This window comes from Streptomyces sp. cmx-18-6, from assembly GCF_046548915.1.
GTDB lineage: Bacteria > Actinomycetota > Actinomycetes > Streptomycetales > Streptomycetaceae > Streptomyces.
Genome location: NZ_JAEBEP010000007.1, coordinates 26,351 through 43,292 on the forward strand (window position 1 = coordinate 26,351; position 16,942 = coordinate 43,292).

Sequence of the window (16,942 nt, forward strand, 5' to 3'; positions counted from 1 at the left end):
GCGGCGTACCGGTACGTGTGGCGTTCAGGCCCGCGCGGCGTACAGGCGTGAGCGAGACCCCGCGCGTTGCCCGCGCACGGGTGCCTGAAGGCTCAGGGCGAGGGGCGTTCCTCCTGCGGGAGGGGCGTCCCTCGTTCGTGTCCGCCCCCAGGACTTGACCAAGTAAGTGATTGAGCAATAACTTTGCCTCATGGTCAGGATGAGTGCGGAGGAGCGGCGCGAGAGCGTCGTCCGGGCGGCGATGACGGAGTTCTCCCGTGGCGGCTACAACGGGACGTCGACCGAGGTGATCGCCAGGCGGGTCGGCGTCTCGCAGCCGTATCTCTTCCGGCTCTTCCCCAACAAGCAGGCCATGTTCGTCGCCGCCGCCGAGCGCTGTCTGGAAGACATGCGCCAGGTCTTCGTGGCGGCCCGCGAGGGGCTGGAGGGGGGCGAGGCGCTGCACGCCATGGCCGCGGCGTATCAGCGGCTGATCGTCGACGACGCCGAGAAACTGATGATGCAGATGCAGATGTACGCGGCCGTCGCCGCGGCGGAGGCCGCCGGGGACCACGCCTTCGGTGAATCCCTGCGGGCGGCCTGGGTGCGGATGTGGGACGACGTCCACATCGCGCTCGGCGCGGATCCGAACGAGACGACGATGTTCCTGGCGTACGGGATGCTCATCAACACCCTCGCCTCGCTGGGCTTCCCGTCCGATCACCGCACCTGGTCGGGGTTCCACATCTCGACGAGGCCCGCGGAGTGAACAGCGCCTCCGGGGCCGGCCCGTCTTTCTGTCCGCAGAAGTTAGTGATCAATAACTAATTAGCAGGGGGAGCAGTGAACGATCAACACAGCACGACAGACCGCGGGGGAGCGGTCTGGGTCCTCGTCATCACCGGCGCCGCCGGATTCATGGCGGCCCTCGACAACCTCGTCGTCACGACCGCCCTTCCCTCCATCCGCGAAAGCCTCGGCGGTGGCCTGGCGGCGCTGGAGTGGACGGTGAACGCGTACACCCTCACCTTCGCCGTGCTGCTGATGCTCGGTGCGGCGCTCGGGGACCGGTTCGGCAGGCGGCGGCTCTTCATGGCCGGCCTCGCCGTCTTCACGGCCGCCTCGGCCGCCGCAGCCCTCTCGCCGGGCATCGAGGCGCTCGTCGCGTTCCGCGCGGTCCAGGGCGTCGGGGCGGCGATCATGATGCCGCTGACGCTCACCCTGATCGGCGCCGCCGTCCCGCCGGAGCGGCGGGGAGCGGCGCTGGGCGTCTTCGGCGCGGTGACCGGGGTGGCGGTGGCCAGCGGTCCGCTGATCGGCGGCGTGCTCACCGAGCACCTGTCCTGGCAGTGGATCTTCTGGCTGAACGTGCCGATCGGCCTGGTGCTGCTGCCGCTGGCCCGGCTGAGGCTCACCGAGTCGTACGCCCCGAAGGCCCCCCTGGACGTCCACGGCACGGCCCTGGTCAGCGCGGGCCTCTTCGGCATCGTCTACGCCCTGGTCAACACCGCGAGCCACGGGTGGACCAGCCCCACCGTCCTGACCGGGCTGATCGCGGGCACGGCGCTGCTCGGCCGGTTCGCGCACCACGGATTCCACGCCCGGAACCCGATGCTGCCGATGCGGCTCTTCCGCAGCCGGGCCTTCTTCGGGATCAACGTCGCGAGCCTGCTGATGTTCTTCGGGATGTTCGGATCGATCTTCCTGCTCAGCCAGTTCCTCCAGAACGGGCTGGGCTACTCGCCCACCGAGGCCGGTCTGCGGATGCTGCCCTGGACCGGGATGCCGATCCTCGTCGCCCCGCTCGCCGGGTACCTCTCCGACCGCTTCGGCGGCCGTCCCGTCGTGGTGGCCGGGCTGGCGCTCCAGGCCGTGGGGCTCGCGCTGTTCGCGCTGGTCATCGAGCCCGGGGCGAGCTACGCCGCCCAGCTGCCCGCCCTGATCGTCAGCGGCGTCGGCATGGCGATGTACTTCGCGCCCGCCGCGAGCCTGGTGCTCTCCAGCGTCCGCACCGGCGAGCAGGGCATCGCCTCCGGCGCCAACACCGCGCTGCGGGAGGTCGGCGGCGCGCTCGGGATCGCGGTCCTGGCCTCGGTCTTCGCCGCGCGGGGCGGCTACGGTTCGCCGCGGCTGTTCGCGGACGGGACGGTTCCCGCCGTCTGGATCGGGGCCGGGGCGGTGGCCCTGGGCGCGCTCATCGCACTCCTCATACCGAGTCGCCGCGGCACTCGGGGGCGGGCCAGGGGCCCGGAGGCGGCGGAACGGGACGTGGTGGCCGTCTGAACCCGGTACGCGGGACGTACGGTCCGTGGCCCCGCCGCTCCGGCGGGGCCACGGACCGTACTCTTGTCCCCGTGCAGGAACTCCACGACGCCCCCCTCGCCCCCCTGACCACCTTCCGGCTCGGCGGCCCCGCCACCCGGCTCCTGACGGCCACCACCGACGCCGAGGTGGTCGCCGCCGTGCGCGAGGCCGACGCGAGCGGCACCCCGCTCCTCGTCATCGGGGGCGGGTCCAACCTGGTCATCGGCGACAAGGGCTTCGACGGCACCGCGCTGCGCATCGCCACCCGCGGATTCGCCCTCTCCGGTACGTCGCTGGAGCTGGCGGCCGGCGAGGTCTGGACCGACGCCGTCGCCCGCACCGTGGAGGCGGGTCTCGCGGGCGTCGAGTGCCTGGCCGGCATCCCCGGTTCCGCCGGCGCGACGCCCATTCAGAACGTCGGGGCGTACGGACAGGAGGTGTCCTCCACGATCACGGAGGTCGTCGCCTACGACCGGCACGCCCAGGAGACGGTGACGATTCCGAACGCGGAGTGCTCCTTCTCGTACCGGCACAGTCGTTTCAAGGCGGAACCCGACCGTTTCGTGGTGCTCCGCGTCCGATTCGAGCTGGAAGAGGCAGACGGTCTCTCCGCGCCCCTCAAGTACCCGGAAACGGCCAGGGCGATGGGGGTCGAGCAGGGCGAGCGCGTTCCCGCACCGGCCGCCCGGGAAACCGTGCTGAAGCTGCGCGCCGGCAAGGGCATGGTGCTGGACCCGGACGACCACGACACCTGGTCGGCGGGCTCCTTCTTCACCAACCCGATCCTCGACGCGGCCGCCTTCCAGGACTTCCTGGCCCGGGTCCACGAGCGCCTCGGCCCGGACGTGACGCCCCCGGCCTTCCCCGCCGGGGACGGCCGCACCAAGACCTCGGCGGCCTGGCTGATCGACCGGGCGGGCTTCACCAAGGGGTACGGCAGCGGCCCGGCCCGGATCTCCACCAAGCACACCCTCGCCCTCACCAACCGCGGCGAGGCCACCACCGAGGACCTGCTCGCCCTGGCCCGTGAGGTCGTCGCGGGGGTCCACGCGGCCTTCGGCGTCACCCTGGTCAACGAGCCCGTGACGGTCGGCGTCTCCCTTTAAGAGGTCTCCTGAGGCGTCTCTCCCTTCAGGACGCGCGGTCGCCCGTCAGGACTTCTCTCCGAGCGCGCGGTCACCTCTCCGGGCGCGCGGTCACCTATAGGAGGCTCCTCCACAGGGGGCTCCTCAGTACGCCACGCCCACGCCCTGCTTCACCGCCGCCACGTCGTCGATCAGCCCCAGCATCGCGTGCGCCACATCGGCCCGGGAGAGGGTCCGGCTGCTGCACGGCGCACCGCCGACGACCTTCCGGTAGACGCCCGTGCACGGCCCGTCCGTCAGCCTCGGAGGCCGTACGGAGGTCCAGTCCGTGGCGCTGCGGGCCAGCACCGCCTCCATCCGCGTCAGATCGGCGTACACCTCCGCCAGGGCCGCCCGGACCGCCTTGCGCGCCAGCCGGTCCGCCACGGGCTCACCCGCCGGCACCGGCCCCACCGGGGCCGCGCTCACCACCAGCAGCCGCCGCGCCCCCTCGGCCTCCATCGCCTCGACGATCCGGCCGGTCAGCCGCTCCGCGATCCCGTCCGGCCGCCGGCCCCGCGCGCCGAGCCCCGAGAGCACCGCGTCCCGCCCCGCCACCGCCGCACGCACCGCCGCCGGGTCGTCCAGGGCGACGACCCCGTACAGCGCGCCGGCGTCGAGCGACGCGGGGAGCTTCGCCGGGTCGCGGACCACGGCCGTCACCTCGTGGCCCGCCGCGAGCGCCTGGCCCACGATCTCCTGGCCGACGCCCCCGGTCGCTCCGAACACCGTGAGTCGCATATGACCCCTCCTCGGGTGGGTAAGTGTTCACTCACCTCTAGGGTGAGTGGCTGATCACCCACTCGTCAAGCCATAACGGGAGCCCGCATGGAGCCGAAACCGGCCCGCGTCCGCATGGTCGACGCCGCCCACGAGCTGATGCTCTCCATCGGCCTCGCCCGGACCACCACCAAGGAGATCGCACGGGCGGCCGGCTGCTCGGAGGCGGCCCTGTACAAGTACTTCCCCAGCAAGGAGGAGCTCTTCGTGACCGTACTGAAGGAGCGGCTGCCGAAGCTCGGAGGGCTCCTCGGCGACCTGGTCGCGGGGCAGGGGGCCGTCGAGGCCAACCTCACCGAGGTCGCCCGGCAGGCCGCGCTGTTCTACGAGCAGACGTTCCCGATGGCCGCGTCCCTGTACGCCGAACCGCAGCTCAAACGCCGCCACGAAGCGGGCCTGCGCGAGCTCGGGGCCGGACCCCACATGCCGATCCAGGGCCTCGACGCCTACCTCCGCGCCGAACAGAGCGCGGGCCGGATCCGCGTGGACGCCGACACCTACGCGGCGGCCTCCCTGCTGCTCGGCGCCTGCGCCCAGCGGGCCTTCGCCTACGACGCGCTCCCCGGCGGCACGCCCCCGCAGCCCCTGGACGCGTTCGCCGCCTCCCTGGCCCGCACCCTGCTGGCCGGAATCAGCTAGCCAGCCAGTCGTCGATCCCCGACAGCAGCTTGTCCCTCACGTCGACGGGCGCGGCCGAACCGCGCACCGACTGCCGGGCCAGCTCGGCCAGCTCCGCGTCGGTGAAGCCGTGGTCGCGGCGCACCAGCTCGTACTGCGCGGCCAGACGCGAGCCGAACAGCAGCGGGTCGTCCGCGCCCAGCGCCATCGGCACCCCCGCGTCGAACAGGGTGCGCAGGGGTACGTCCGCGGCCTTCTCGTAGACGCCGAGCGCCACATTGGAGGACGGGCAGACCTCACAGGTCACCTGGCGCTCGGCCAGCTGCGCCAGCAGCCGGGGGTCCTCGGCCGCCCGCACGCCGTGGCCGATGCGCGAAGCGTCCAGGTCGTCGAGGCAGTCGCGCACGCTGGAGGGGCCCGCGAGCTCCCCGCCGTGCGGAGCGGCCAGCAGACCGCCCTCCCGGGCGATGGCGAAGGCCCGGTCGAAGTCACGGGCCATGCCGCGCCGCTCGTCGTTGGAGAGCCCGAAGCCGACGACGCCCCGGTCCGCGTACCGCACGGCCAGCCGCGCCAGGGTCCGGGCGTCCAGGGGGTGCTTCATCCGGTTCGCGGCGATCACCACGCGCATCCCCAGACCGGTGTCCCGGGCGGCGCTGTCCACCGCGTCGAGGATGATCTCGATGGCCGGAATCAGCCCGCCGAGCAGCGGGGCGTACGAGGTCGGGTCGACCTGGATCTCCAGCCAGCCGGAACCGTCCGCGACGTCCTCCTGGGCGCTCTCGCGGACCAGGCGGTGGATGTCCTCGGGGGACCGCAGGCAGGACCGGGCGATGTCGTAGAGCCGCTGGAAGCGGAACCAGCCGCGCTCATCGGTCGCCCGCAGCTTGGGAGGCTCGCCGCCGGTCAGTGCGTCGGGGAGGTGGACCCCGTACTTGTCGGCGAGTTCGAGCAGGGTGGTGGGCCGCATCGACCCGGTGAAGTGCAGGTGCAGGTGGGCCTTGGGCAACAGACGTACATCACGCTCCATTGGAAGATCCTGCCGCACGGGCGGGCCGGAGCGGAAGCCGCTTTCCTCTTTGGAGTGGGCCTCGAACAAAAAGCGCCCCCGGCCGACCCGGCCGGGGGCGCTCTTTCGCGGGCCGTCAGTCCTTGGCCTCGCCCAGCAGCTTCTGGAGGCGGGAGACGCCCTCGATGAGGTCGTCGTCGCCCAGCGCGTAGGAGAGACGGAGGTAGCCGGGGGTGCCGAACGCCTCGCCCGGTACGACGGCGACCTCGGCCTCGTCCAGGATCAGGGCGGCGAGCTCGACGGAGTCGGCGGGACGCTTGCCGCGGATCTCCTTGCCGAGCAGGCCCTTGACCGACGGGTAGGCGTAGAACGCGCCCTCCGGCTCGGGGCAGAGCACGCCGTCGATCTCGTTGAGCATCCGCACGATGAGGTTGCGGCGGCGGTCGAAGGCGGTGCGCATCTCGGCGACGGCGTCCAGCGAGCCCGAGACGGCGGCGAGCGCGGCGATCTGGGCGACGTTGGAGACGTTGGAGGTGGCGTGCGACTGGAGGTTGGTCGCGGCCTTGACGACGTCCTTCGGGCCGATGATCCAGCCCACCCGCCAGCCGGTCATCGCGTACGTCTTGGCGACGCCGTTGACGACGACGCACTTGTCGCGCAGCTCCGGCACGATCGCCGGGAGCGAGGTGAACTTCGCGTCGCCGTAGACGAGGTGCTCGTAGATCTCGTCGGTCATGACCCACAGGCCGTGCTCGACGGCCCAGCGGCCGATGGCCTCGGCGTCGGCCTCGCTGTAGACGGCGCCGGTCGGGTTGGACGGCGAGACGAACAGGACGACCTTGGTCTTCTCGGTGCGCGCGGCCTCCAGCTGCTCGACGGAGACCTGGTAGCCGGTGGTCTCGTCGGCGACGACCTCGACCGGGACACCGCCCGCGAGCCGGATCGACTCGGGGTAGGTGGTCCAGTACGGGGCGGGGACGATGACCTCGTCGCCCGGGTCGAGGATCGCGGCGAATGCCTCGTAGATGGCCTGCTTGCCGCCGTTGGTCACCAGGATCTGGCTGGCGTCGACCTCGTAACCGGAGTCCCGCAGCGTCTTCTCTGCGATGGCGGCCTTGAGCTCGGGGAGCCCGCCGGCCGGGGTGTAGCGGTGGTACTTCGGGTTGCGGCAGGCTTCGACCGCGGCGTCGACGATGTAGTCGGGGGTCGGGAAGTCGGGCTCGCCGGCGCCGAAGCCGATCACCGGGCGCCCGGCGGCCTTGAGGGCCTTGGCCTTGGCGTCGACGGCGAGGGTCGCGGACTCGGAGATCGCACCGATGCGGGCGGAAACCCTGCGCTCGGACGGAGAAGTTGCAGCGCTCATGCGCCCCATGCTCCCAGACCGGAAACACCGTCGACACACGGGTTTCAGGGACCGGACAGGACCAGGACACGACCCGGACGGGAACCGCACAGGACCGGTCGGTTGTTGTCTGTTCGACGCGGCGGCCCTGAACACGTACACTCACCTGTCGTTGGCCTTCACCAGCCGCACCGTCTCCGCTCCCGGCCACCGGGAAAGATGCGGTAGGTTGGTGGAAACCACCAAAGGGTCGTAGCTCAATTGGTAGAGCACTGGTCTCCAAAACCAGCGGTTGGGGGTTCAAGTCCCTCCGGCCCTGCTACACACTCCTTCGCCAGGATGTGTGCGCATGTACGTACTTCATTGCACAGCCGTGCGGCTCCACCGGGCGCGGCACGGCCACGACCCGGAATCAGGTGAGTAGCGTGACGGACGCCGTGGGCTCCATCGACATGCCTGATGCTGAGGACGAAAGCCCCGAGTCGAAGAAGAAGGCTCGGAAGGGCGGAAAGCGCGGCAAGAAGGGCCCTCTGGGTCGTCTCGCGCTGTTCTACCGCCAGATCGTCGCCGAACTCCGCAAGGTTGTCTGGCCGACTCGCAGCCAGCTGACGACATACACCAGTGTGGTGATTGTGTTCGTCGTCGTCATGATTGGTCTTGTTACCGTCATCGACATGGGATTCGCGCGGGTCATCAAGTACGTCTTCGGCTGATCCGCGGAAGGCGTCCGACCGGCGCCCCCTCCGCATGTTCCACCCTTTGTATCCAGGAAGAAGCAGCCATCGTGTCTGACCCGAACCTGAACGACGCCGTCGAGCCCGAGGCTGGCGCCTTCGAGTCCGCCAAGGACGAGCTCGACATCGTTGAGGCTGCTGACTCCGTGGAGCCCGACCGGGCCGAGGCCGCCGACCTGGCGGCCGGCGAGAGCGCCGAGCAGGCCGCTGTGCGCGCCGAGTCCGACGAGGCCGAGGCCGCAGAAGAGGCCGAGTCCGCCGAGGACGAGGCTCTCGACGACGAAGAGGCCGCTGACGCTTCCGAGGAGACCGCAGACGCGGAGGAGGCCGAGCCGGCCGCCCCCGTCGACGCCGTCACCGCTCTGCGCGACGAGCTCCGCACCCTCCCCGGCGAGTGGTACGTCATCCACACGTACGCCGGTTACGAGAAGCGCGTGAAGGCCAACCTGGAGCAGCGCGCCGTCTCCCTCAACGTGGAGGAGTTCATCTATCAGGCCGAGGTGCCTGAAGAGGAAATCGTCCAGATCAAGAACGGCGAGCGCAAGAACGTCCGGCAGAACAAGCTCCCCGGCTACGTGCTGGTGCGCATGGACCTGACGAACGAGTCCTGGGGCGTCGTGCGGAACACGCCGGGCGTCACCGGCTTCGTGGGCAACGCCTACGACCCGTACCCGCTGACGCTGGACGAGATCGTCAAGATGCTCGCCCCGGAGGCCGAGGAGAAGGCCGCCCGCGAGGCCGCCGAGGCCGAGGGCAAGCCGGCCCCGTCCCGCAAGGTCGAGGTCCAGGTGCTGGACTTCGAGGTCGGCGACGCGGTCACCGTCACGGACGGTCCGTTCGCCACGCTTCAGGCCACGATCAACGAGATCAACGCCGACTCGAAGAAGGTCAAGGGCCTCGTCGAGATCTTCGGCCGCGAGACCCCGGTCGAGCTCAGCTTCGACCAGATCCAGAAGAACTAGCGCTTCCGCCGGTTTCTGGACACATGCCTACCCAGCAGGTCAGAGGGGCTTCGCAGCCCCTCTGACCTGCTTGGTTTTTGGTCGCACAGCTATACCCGTTATCGTTGTGCGGTATGCCTCCATCCGGATGACCGGAATCGGCGGCGAAACACTCTCATAGGACCCGGAGAGAGCAATGCCTCCCAAGAAGAAGAAGGTCACGGGGCTTATCAAGCTCCAGATCAACGCCGGTGCGGCGAACCCGGCCCCGCCGGTCGGCCCCGCGCTCGGTCAGCACGGCGTCAACATCATGGAGTTCTGCAAGGCTTACAACGCCGCGACCGAGTCGCAGCGTGGCATGGTCGTGCCGGTGGAGATCACGGTCTACGACGACCGCTCCTTCACCTTCGTCACGAAGACTCCGCCGGCCGCCAAGCTGATCCTCAAGGCCGCGGGTGTGGACAAGGGCTCCGGCGAGCCGCACAAGACCAAGGTCGCCAAGCTGACGGCCGCCCAGGTCCGCGAGATCGCCACGACGAAGCTCCCCGACCTGAACGCCAATGACCTCGACGCCGCGTCGAAGATCATTGCCGGCACCGCCCGTTCCATGGGCATCACGGTCGAAGGCTGATTCAGCCCCGTAGCCCCCAGTGGTAGGACCAAGCGCTGGTCCGCACCACGACTCCACACTCTGAAACCACAGGAGTAGAAGTGAAGCGCAGCAAGAACCTCCGCGCTGCGGACGCCAAGATCGACCGGGAGCGCAACTACGCCCCGCTCGAGGCCGTCCGTATCGCCAAGGACACCGCCTCCACGAAGTTCGACGGCACCGTCGAGGTCGCCTTTGCCCTGGGTGTCGACCCGCGCAAGGCCGACCAGATGGTCCGCGGCACCGTGAACCTCCCGCACGGCACCGGCAAGACCGCCCGGGTCCTGGTCTTCGCGACCGGTGACCGTGCTGCGGCCGCGGAAGCCGCCGGAGCCGACATCGTCGGCGCCGACGAGCTCATCGACGAGGTGGCGAAGGGCCGTCTGGACTTCGACGCCGTCGTCGCCACGCCGGACCTCATGGGCAAGGTCGGCCGCCTGGGCCGCGTGCTCGGTCCGCGTGGTCTGATGCCGAACCCGAAGACCGGCACCGTCACCCCCGACGTCGTGAAGGCTGTCAACGACATCAAGGGCGGCAAGATCGAGTTCCGCGTCGACAAGCACTCGAACCTGCACTTCATCATCGGCAAGGTCTCCTTCGACGAGACCAAGCTGGTGGAGAACTACGCAGCGGCGCTGGAGGAGATCCTCCGTCTGAAGCCGTCCGCCGCCAAGGGCCGCTACATCAAGAAGGCCACGCTGGCCACCACGATGGGCCCCGGCATCCCGCTGGACGCCAACCGCACCCGCAACCTCCTCGTCGAGGAGGACCCGGCCGCCGTCTGAGCCACCGTGCTCACTCGGTAGCCGCGTCATACGCGTGCTCTGTGTGGACGGGCCCCGCAACCTTTCGAGGTGCGGGGCCCGTCCTCATATCCGAAGGAAGAACCCGCGGAGCCGATCCACGGGACGCATGAGCGAGGAACGACGCCTGTCAGTGCCCTGTGCCAGTGTGGTCCGGGCGGGATGACAGGACGATACGAGGGGTGGGACCGCCAGATGAGGACCAGCACGATACGGCGCGTGGGTACGGGGGCCGCAGCGGTGGCCCTGATGTCGGTGGCCGCCTGTAGCGGCGGGGGCGGCGCCTCCGGTACGGAGGGGAAGCCGGCGGGGGGCGTGGCCAAGGCGAGCCCCGTCACGGCGCTCAAGCAGGTGCAGCAGAAGACCGGCACCGCGCAGTCGGCCCGCATCGAGGGCACTTCCAAGGTGGGCGACAGCGTCTCCATGAAGCAGTCCGGGGCCATCGGCTGGGCTGACGGCCTCACCGGCTCGCTGAAGATCACGTACACCGGCGGCACCATGGCCGAGGCCATGAAGCAGGGCGGCAGCAACGGATCGATGCAGGCGCGCTACTTCAAGAACGAGTACTACGCCAACATGGGCGACGCCTTCGCCGCCAACATCGGCGGCAAGCACTGGATCCGGTACGCCTACAAGGACCTGGCGCAGCTGGGCGGGCCCGCCGGCGACGTCCTGAAGGAGCAGTTGCAGAACAGCACCCCCGAGCAGGGCGTGAAGGCGCTGCTGGCGGCGGGCGACCTCAAGAAGGTCGGCCAGGAGGACGTCCGGGGGGTCTCCGCGACGCACTACTCCGGCACGGTGGACGTGGCGGAGCTGACGACCAAGGGCACCGCTCTGGACGCCGAGCAGATCGCCGCCCTCAAGAAGCAGCTCGAGGCCGCCGGCGTCACCACGCAGACCGTGGACATCTGGGTCGACGAGAACGACCTCCTGGTGAAGAAGTCCGAGCGGGGCGAGACGGCGCTCGGCCCGGTCAACTCGACGGTCCTCTACAGCGACTACGGCACGAAGGTCTCCGTGGAGAAGCCGCCGGTCGACGACACGGTGGACTTCCAGGAGCTGATGAAGAAGCAGTAGGGCCGCTCCCGCGACGGAGCACCGCGGGAGGTCCGGGACCGCGGAGGGTTCTGGGACCTCCCGCGGCCTGCCGCTAAACCTCTCGCGCCGTACGGACAGCGCCGGATTTGCCCGGCGCGCCCCCGGTCGCGTACGCTCCACAGGAAGCCAAAGACCGCTGGTCGTCGCCGCGCTCTCGCAAGAGGGACGGTGACCGAAGGTTCCGCTAGATCGGACGACCTGCGCAGGTGACTGTGGAACTGCTCCCGGACTCTGTCCGGTCGAGCCGCGCCCTGGCACTTGTGCTGGGGCGTTTCGTCTTTCCCGGCCCCTTCTGAGCGGTCCTCATCACCCGGAAGGAGGCCGACGCTCATGGCAAGGCCCGACAAGGCTGCCGCGGTAGCCGAGCTGACGGACCAGTTCCGCAGCTCGAACGCCGCCGTGCTGACCGAGTACCGGGGTCTCACCGTGGCACAGCTCAAGGAGCTGCGCCGTTCGCTCGGTGAGAACGCCCAGTACGCCGTGGTGAAGAACACGCTGACCAAGATTGCGGCCAACGAGGCCGGGATCGACACGCTGGACGACCTGTTCTCGGGTCCGACGGCGGTTGCCTTCGTCACCGGTGACCCGGTGGAGTCGGCGAAGGGTCTTCGTGACTTCGCCAAGGACAACCCCAACCTCATCATCAAGGGCGGTGTCCTTGACGGTAAGGCGCTGTCCGCCGATGAGATCAAGAAGCTCGCGGACCTCGAGTCCCGCGAGGTTCTGCTCTCCAAGCTGGCCGGTGCTTTCAAGGGCAAGCAGACGCAGGCGGCGCAGGTCTTCCAGGCCCTGCCCTCCAAGTTCGTCCGCACCGCGGAAGCCCTGCGCGCCAAGAAGGAAGAGCAGGGCGGTGCCGGTACGCCGGCTCCCGCCGAGGCCGCCGAGTAATCACGCTCAGCGGTCCAGCGGGCTCCACGTACGCCCGCAGTCACATACATCCGGCACCTGCCGAATAGTGGAAGGACGCCTGTCATGGCGAAGCTGTCCCAGGAAGAGCTGCTCGCGCAGTTCGAAGAGCTGACCCTCATCGAGCTCTCCGAGTTCGTGAAGGCATTCGAGGAGAAGTTCGACGTCACCGCCGCTGCGGCCGTCGCCGTCGCCGGTCCCGCCCAGGGCGGCGCCCCGGCCGAGGCCGAGGCCGAGCAGGACGAGTTCGACGTCATCCTCACCGGTGCCGGCGAGAAGAAGATCCAGGTCATCAAGGTCGTGCGTGAGCTGACCTCGCTGGGTCTGAAGGAGGCCAAGGACCTCGTCGACGGCGCTCCCAAGCCCGTCCTCGAGAAGGTCGCCAAGGAGGCCGCCGAGAAGGCTGCCGAGTCCCTCAAGGGCGCCGGCGCTTCCGTCGAGGTCAAGTAACACCCCGGGAGTCCTCGCGACTCCCAGGGCGCGTCACGCGCCCGTTTCGAAGGGCGATCACCCATCCGGGTGGTCGCCCTTCGGCGTACCCGTGGCGGCTGCCTTGCTCTTCCGCCGTCGACGAGTAGGGTGATCTTCGCCGTGCGCCTCTCGCGGGCCGCTCAGGGGGCCCTTGAGGGCTCCTCGAGGGGTGGTGGGCGAGAGCCTTCGGTGGCCCGTACGGACCGGTGGGCCTTGACGAACGGCACGAGGCGCGCAATTCTCAGGACGCGTCATCACTTCGATCCGGATCCGAGGCATGGATCGAGAGTGAAGAGGGCAGTAAAGAAGAGCGCACACCGCGCGAGGGCCAGCCACATAGGTAGTTGAGAACAGCTGTTGAGAGCAACGTGGGTCTCTGAGAACCCCGACTGGACATCAGTGTGCCGCTTGGCTACACTGACCCTTTGCGCTGCCTGTTAGCTGCCTCCTGCCCGTCACCAGGGGCATGCCCACGCTTGAGCACCGATGACTGATCCTCTCTGAGCTGGCCGTTTCCGGCCGAATCAGGACGGTGTGTCTCTGTGCCCATTGTGGGACCGGTACGCGCGTAGTGAGTCCGAGCCCTCGGAAGGACCCCCTCTTGGCCGCCTCGCGCAACGCCTCGACCGCGAATACGAACAACGGTGCCAGCACCGCCCCGCTGCGCATCTCTTTTGCAAAGATCAAGGAGCCCCTCGAGGTTCCGAACCTCCTCGCGCTGCAGACCGAGAGCTTTGACTGGCTCCTCGGCAACGCCGCCTGGAAGGCTCGCGTCGAGGCTGCTCTGGACAGTGGGCAAGACGTCCCCACCAAGTCCGGCCTGGAGGAGATCTTCGAGGAGATCTCACCGATCGAGGACTTCTCCGGGTCGATGTCGCTTACGTTCCGCGACCACCGCTTCGAGCCCCCCAAGAACTCGATCGACGAGTGCAAGGAGCGCGACTTCACGTTCGCCGCGCCGCTCTTCGTCACGGCCGAGTTCACCAACAACGAGACCGGCGAGATCAAGTCCCAGACGGTCTTCATGGGCGATTTCCCGCTCATGACCAACAAGGGCACCTTCGTCATCAACGGCACCGAGCGTGTCGTCGTGTCGCAGCTGGTCCGCTCGCCGGGTGTCTACTTCGACTCCTCCATCGACAAGACGTCCGACAAGGACATCTTCTCCGCCAAGATCATCCCCTCCCGGGGCGCCTGGCTGGAGATGGAGATCGACAAGCGCGACATGGTCGGTGTCCGCATCGACCGCAAGCGCAAGCAGTCCGTCACCGTCCTCCTGAAGGCTCTCGGCTGGAGCACCGAGCAGATCCTCGAGGAGTTCGGCGAGTACGAGTCGATGCGCGCCACCCTGGAGAAGGACCACACCCAGGGCCAGGACGACGCGCTGCTCGACATCTACCGCAAGCTGCGCCCGGGCGAGCCGCCCACGCGCGAGGCCGCTCAGACGCTGCTCGAGAACCTCTACTTCAACCCGAAGCGCTACGACCTCGCGAAGGTCGGCCGCTACAAGGTGAACAAGAAGCTCGGCGCCGATGAGCCGCTGGACGCCGGGGTGCTCACCACCGACGACGTCATCGCGACCATCAAGTACCTGGTCAAGCTGCACGCCGGTGAGACCGAGACGACCGGTGAGTCGGGCCGGGAGATCGTCGTCGAGACCGACGACATCGACCACTTCGGCAACCGTCGTCTGCGCAACGTCGGCGAGCTCATCCAGAACCAGGTCCGCACGGGCCTGGCGCGGATGGAGCGTGTCGTGCGTGAGCGCATGACGACCCAGGACGTCGAGGCCATCACGCCGCAGACCCTGATCAACATCCGGCCGGTCGTCGCCTCCATCAAGGAGTTCTTCGGCACCAGCCAGCTGTCGCAGTTCATGGACCAGAACAACCCGCTGTCGGGTCTCACCCACAAGCGCCGTCTGTCGGCTCTTGGCCCGGGTGGCCTCTCCCGTGAGCGGGCCGGCTTCGAGGTCCGTGACGTGCACCCGTCCCACTACGGGCGCATGTGTCCGATCGAGACCCCGGAAGGCCCGAACATCGGCCTGATCGGTTCGCTCGCCTCGTACGGCCGCGTCAACGCGTTCGGCTTCATCGAGACGCCGTACCGCAAGGTCGTCGACGGCCAGGTCACCGACGACGTCGACTACATCACGGCCGACGAGGAGGACCGCTTCGTCATCGCTCAGGCGAACGCGATCCTCTCCGACGAGCTGCGCTTCACCGAGCCCCGCGTCCTGGTCCGCCGCCGTGGCGGGGAGGTCGACTACGTGCCCGGCACGGAGGTCGACTACATGGACGTCTCGCCGCGCCAGATGGTGTCCGTCGCCACCGCGATGATCCCCTTCCTGGAGCACGACGACGCCAACCGCGCCCTCATGGGCGCGAACATGATGCGGCAGGCGGTGCCGCTCATCAAGTCCGAGGCCCCGCTCGTCGGCACCGGCATGGAGTACCGCTGCGCCACCGACGCCGGTGACGTGCTCAAGGCCGAGAAGGACGGTGTGGTCCAGGAGGTCTCCGCGGACTACGTCACCGTCACGAACGACGACGGCACGTACACCACGTACCGCATCGCCAAGTTCATGCGCTCCAACCAGGGCACCTCGGTGAACCAGAAGGTCGTCGTCTCCGAGGGCGACCGGGTCATCGCGGAGCAGGTCCTCGCCGACGGTCCGGCCACCGAGAACGGTGAGATGGCCCTCGGCAAGAACCTCCTCGTGGCGTTCATGCCGTGGGAGGGTCACAACTACGAGGACGCGATCATCCTGTCGCAGCGCCTCGTGCAGGACGACGTCCTCTCCTCGATCCACATCGAGGAGCACGAGGTCGACGCCCGTGACACCAAGCTCGGCCCGGAGGAGATCACCCGGGACATCCCGAACGTCTCCGAAGAGGTCCTCGCCGACCTCGACGAGCGCGGCATCATCCGGATCGGCGCCGAGGTCGTCGCCGGCGACATCCTCGTCGGCAAGGTCACGCCCAAGGGCGAGACCGAGCTGACCCCCGAGGAGCGCCTGCTCCGCGCGATCTTCGGTGAGAAGGCGCGCGAGGTGCGCGACACCTCGCTGAAGGTGCCGCACGGTGAGATCGGCAAGGTCATCGGCGTCCGCGTCTTCGACCGCGAAGAGGGCGACGAGCTGCCGCCGGGCGTGAACCAGCTGGTCCGCGTCTACGTCGCGCAGAAGCGCAAGATCACCGATGGTGACAAGCTCGCCGGCCGTCACGGCAACAAGGGCGTCATCTCCAAGATCCTGCCGATCGAGGACATGCCGTTCCTGGAGGACGGCACCCCGGTCGACATCATCCTCAACCCGCTGGGCGTCCCGTCCCGAATGAACCCGGGACAGGTCCTGGAGATCCACCTCGGCTGGCTCGCCAGCCGCGGCTGGGACGTCTCCGGCCTCGGTGACGAGTGGGCCAAGCGCCTGCAGGCCATCGGCGCCGACCAGGTTCCGCCCGGCACCAACGTCGCCACGCCCGTCTTCGACGGTGCGCGCGAGGACGAGATCTCCGGTCTCTTCGAGGCCACGATCCCCAACCGCGACGGCGACCGCCTGGTCCAGCCCTCCGGCAAGGCCAAGCTGTACGACGGCCGCTCCGGCGAGCCGTTCCCGGACCCGGTCTCGGTCGGGTTCATGTACATCCTCAAGCTCCACCACCTGGTCGACGACAAGCTGCACGCGCGTTCGACCGGTCCGTACTCGATGATCACCCAGCAGCCGCTGGGTGGTAAGGCTCAGTTCGGTGGACAGCGCTTCGGTGAGATGGAGGTGTGGGCGCTGGAGGCATACGGCGCCGCGTACGCCCTCCAGGAGCTGCTGACGATCAAGTCCGACGACGTGACCGGCCGCGTGAAGGTCTACGAGGCCATCGTCAAGGGCGAGAACATCCCCGAGCCGGGCATCCCCGAGTCCTTCAAGGTGCTCATCAAGGAAATGCAGTCGCTCTGCCTCAACGTGGAGGTGCTCTCCTCGGACGGCATGTCCATCGAGATGCGCGACACGGACGAGGACGTCTTCCGCGCAGCGGAGGAGCTCGGTATCGACCTGTCCCGGCGAGAGCCGAGCAGCGTCGAAGAGGTCTGACGGGTTCGCCGGCCGGATCCCCGTGATCCGGCCGGCTCTCCCCGGACCCGTTCAGACCATTGCTGAAGTGCCCCGATTTCTCGCTTCCGAGCGAGGGGGC

The 16,942-nt window shown here is 68.9% G+C and carries 15 protein-coding genes and 1 tRNA gene; 13 read left to right on the forward strand and 3 right to left on the reverse strand.

Annotated elements, in window-relative coordinates; all coding sequences use genetic code 11:
• Positions 1 to 199 precede the first annotated feature (199 nt).
• From ACLJPL_RS17780 to ACLJPL_RS17790, 3 genes are all read left to right on the forward strand, one after another.
• Entirely contained in the window at positions 200 to 748 is a 549-nt protein-coding gene (locus tag ACLJPL_RS17780) for a TetR/AcrR family transcriptional regulator (RefSeq protein ID WP_411082128.1), read from the forward strand.
• Positions 749 to 822: 74 nt separating this feature from the next.
• Positions 823 to 2,262 carry an MFS transporter gene (locus ACLJPL_RS17785; protein WP_411081820.1) on the forward strand — a complete coding sequence of 480 codons (1,440 nt, stop codon included), beginning with the start codon at positions 823 to 825 and terminating at the stop codon, positions 2,260 to 2,262.
• A 71-nt stretch (positions 2,263 to 2,333) separates the two neighbouring features.
• On the forward strand, positions 2,334 to 3,389 hold the full coding sequence (locus ACLJPL_RS17790) for a UDP-N-acetylmuramate dehydrogenase (RefSeq protein WP_411081821.1): 1,056 nt from the start codon (positions 2,334 to 2,336) through the stop codon (positions 3,387 to 3,389).
• 123 nt (positions 3,390 to 3,512) lie between these two features.
• Here the strand turns inward: ACLJPL_RS17790 and ACLJPL_RS17795 are convergent, their stop codons facing one another.
• Positions 3,513 to 4,148, reverse strand: a complete 636-nt coding sequence (locus ACLJPL_RS17795) for an NAD(P)-dependent oxidoreductase (RefSeq protein WP_411081822.1) — start codon at positions 4,146 to 4,148, stop codon at positions 3,513 to 3,515.
• Positions 4,149 to 4,235: 87 nt separating this feature from the next.
• On the opposite strand from ACLJPL_RS17795, the gene ACLJPL_RS17800 reads away from it, so the two are divergent.
• A complete protein-coding gene (locus ACLJPL_RS17800; protein WP_411081823.1) occupies positions 4,236 to 4,826 on the forward strand; it encodes a TetR/AcrR family transcriptional regulator in 591 nt (196 codons plus the stop codon).
• On the opposite strand, the gene ACLJPL_RS17805 is transcribed toward ACLJPL_RS17800, so the two are convergent.
• Complete coding sequence (locus tag ACLJPL_RS17805) at positions 4,819 to 5,832, reverse strand: adenosine deaminase (RefSeq protein ID WP_366842840.1); 1,014 nt, start codon at positions 5,830 to 5,832, stop codon at positions 4,819 to 4,821. The two genes, ACLJPL_RS17800 and ACLJPL_RS17805, sit on opposite strands and share 8 nt — an antisense overlap.
• A 115-nt stretch (positions 5,833 to 5,947) precedes the next feature.
• Positions 5,948 to 7,174 (reverse strand): pyridoxal phosphate-dependent aminotransferase, encoded by a 1,227-nt coding sequence (locus ACLJPL_RS17810; protein ID WP_411081824.1) that lies wholly within the window; start codon positions 7,172 to 7,174, stop codon positions 5,948 to 5,950.
• Between the two features lie 225 nt (positions 7,175 to 7,399).
• On the opposite strand from ACLJPL_RS17810, the gene ACLJPL_RS17815 reads away from it, so the two are divergent.
• The 9 genes from ACLJPL_RS17815 (at position 7,400) to rpoB (ending at position 16,842) form a co-directional block, all read left to right on the forward strand.
• Positions 7,400 to 7,472: transfer RNA gene (locus tag ACLJPL_RS17815), tRNA-Trp, on the forward strand.
• Positions 7,473 to 7,578: 106 nt separating this feature from the next.
• Positions 7,579 to 7,866 carry a preprotein translocase subunit SecE gene (gene secE / locus ACLJPL_RS17820; protein WP_411081825.1) on the forward strand — a complete coding sequence of 96 codons (288 nt, stop codon included), beginning with the start codon at positions 7,579 to 7,581 and terminating at the stop codon, positions 7,864 to 7,866.
• Between the two features lie 71 nt (positions 7,867 to 7,937).
• Positions 7,938 to 8,849: a transcription termination/antitermination protein NusG gene (gene nusG, locus ACLJPL_RS17825; RefSeq protein WP_411081826.1), complete on the forward strand. Its 912-nt coding sequence runs from the start codon at positions 7,938 to 7,940 to the stop codon at positions 8,847 to 8,849.
• Between the two features lie 175 nt (positions 8,850 to 9,024).
• Entirely contained in the window at positions 9,025 to 9,459 is a 435-nt protein-coding gene (gene rplK, locus ACLJPL_RS17830; protein WP_015610692.1) for a 50S ribosomal protein L11, read from the forward strand.
• Between the two features lie 80 nt (positions 9,460 to 9,539).
• Positions 9,540 to 10,262, forward strand: a complete 723-nt coding sequence (gene rplA / locus ACLJPL_RS17835) for a 50S ribosomal protein L1 (protein ID WP_411081827.1) — start codon at positions 9,540 to 9,542, stop codon at positions 10,260 to 10,262.
• 213 nt (positions 10,263 to 10,475) lie between these two features.
• The gene (locus tag ACLJPL_RS17840) at positions 10,476 to 11,357 is read left to right on the forward strand and encodes a hypothetical protein (protein ID WP_411081828.1); all 882 of its coding nucleotides are present in this window, start codon (positions 10,476 to 10,478) and stop codon (positions 11,355 to 11,357) included.
• Between the two features lie 351 nt (positions 11,358 to 11,708).
• Positions 11,709 to 12,266, forward strand: a complete 558-nt coding sequence (gene rplJ, locus ACLJPL_RS17845) for a 50S ribosomal protein L10 (protein ID WP_003966997.1) — start codon at positions 11,709 to 11,711, stop codon at positions 12,264 to 12,266.
• An 84-nt stretch (positions 12,267 to 12,350) separates the two neighbouring features.
• Positions 12,351 to 12,734, forward strand: a complete 384-nt coding sequence (rplL, locus tag ACLJPL_RS17850) for a 50S ribosomal protein L7/L12 (protein ID WP_411081829.1) — start codon at positions 12,351 to 12,353, stop codon at positions 12,732 to 12,734.
• A 622-nt stretch (positions 12,735 to 13,356) separates the two neighbouring features.
• A complete protein-coding gene (gene rpoB / locus ACLJPL_RS17855) occupies positions 13,357 to 16,842 on the forward strand; it encodes a DNA-directed RNA polymerase subunit beta (RefSeq protein ID WP_411081830.1) in 3,486 nt (1,161 codons plus the stop codon).
• The last annotated feature ends 100 nt before the right edge of the window (positions 16,843 to 16,942 follow it).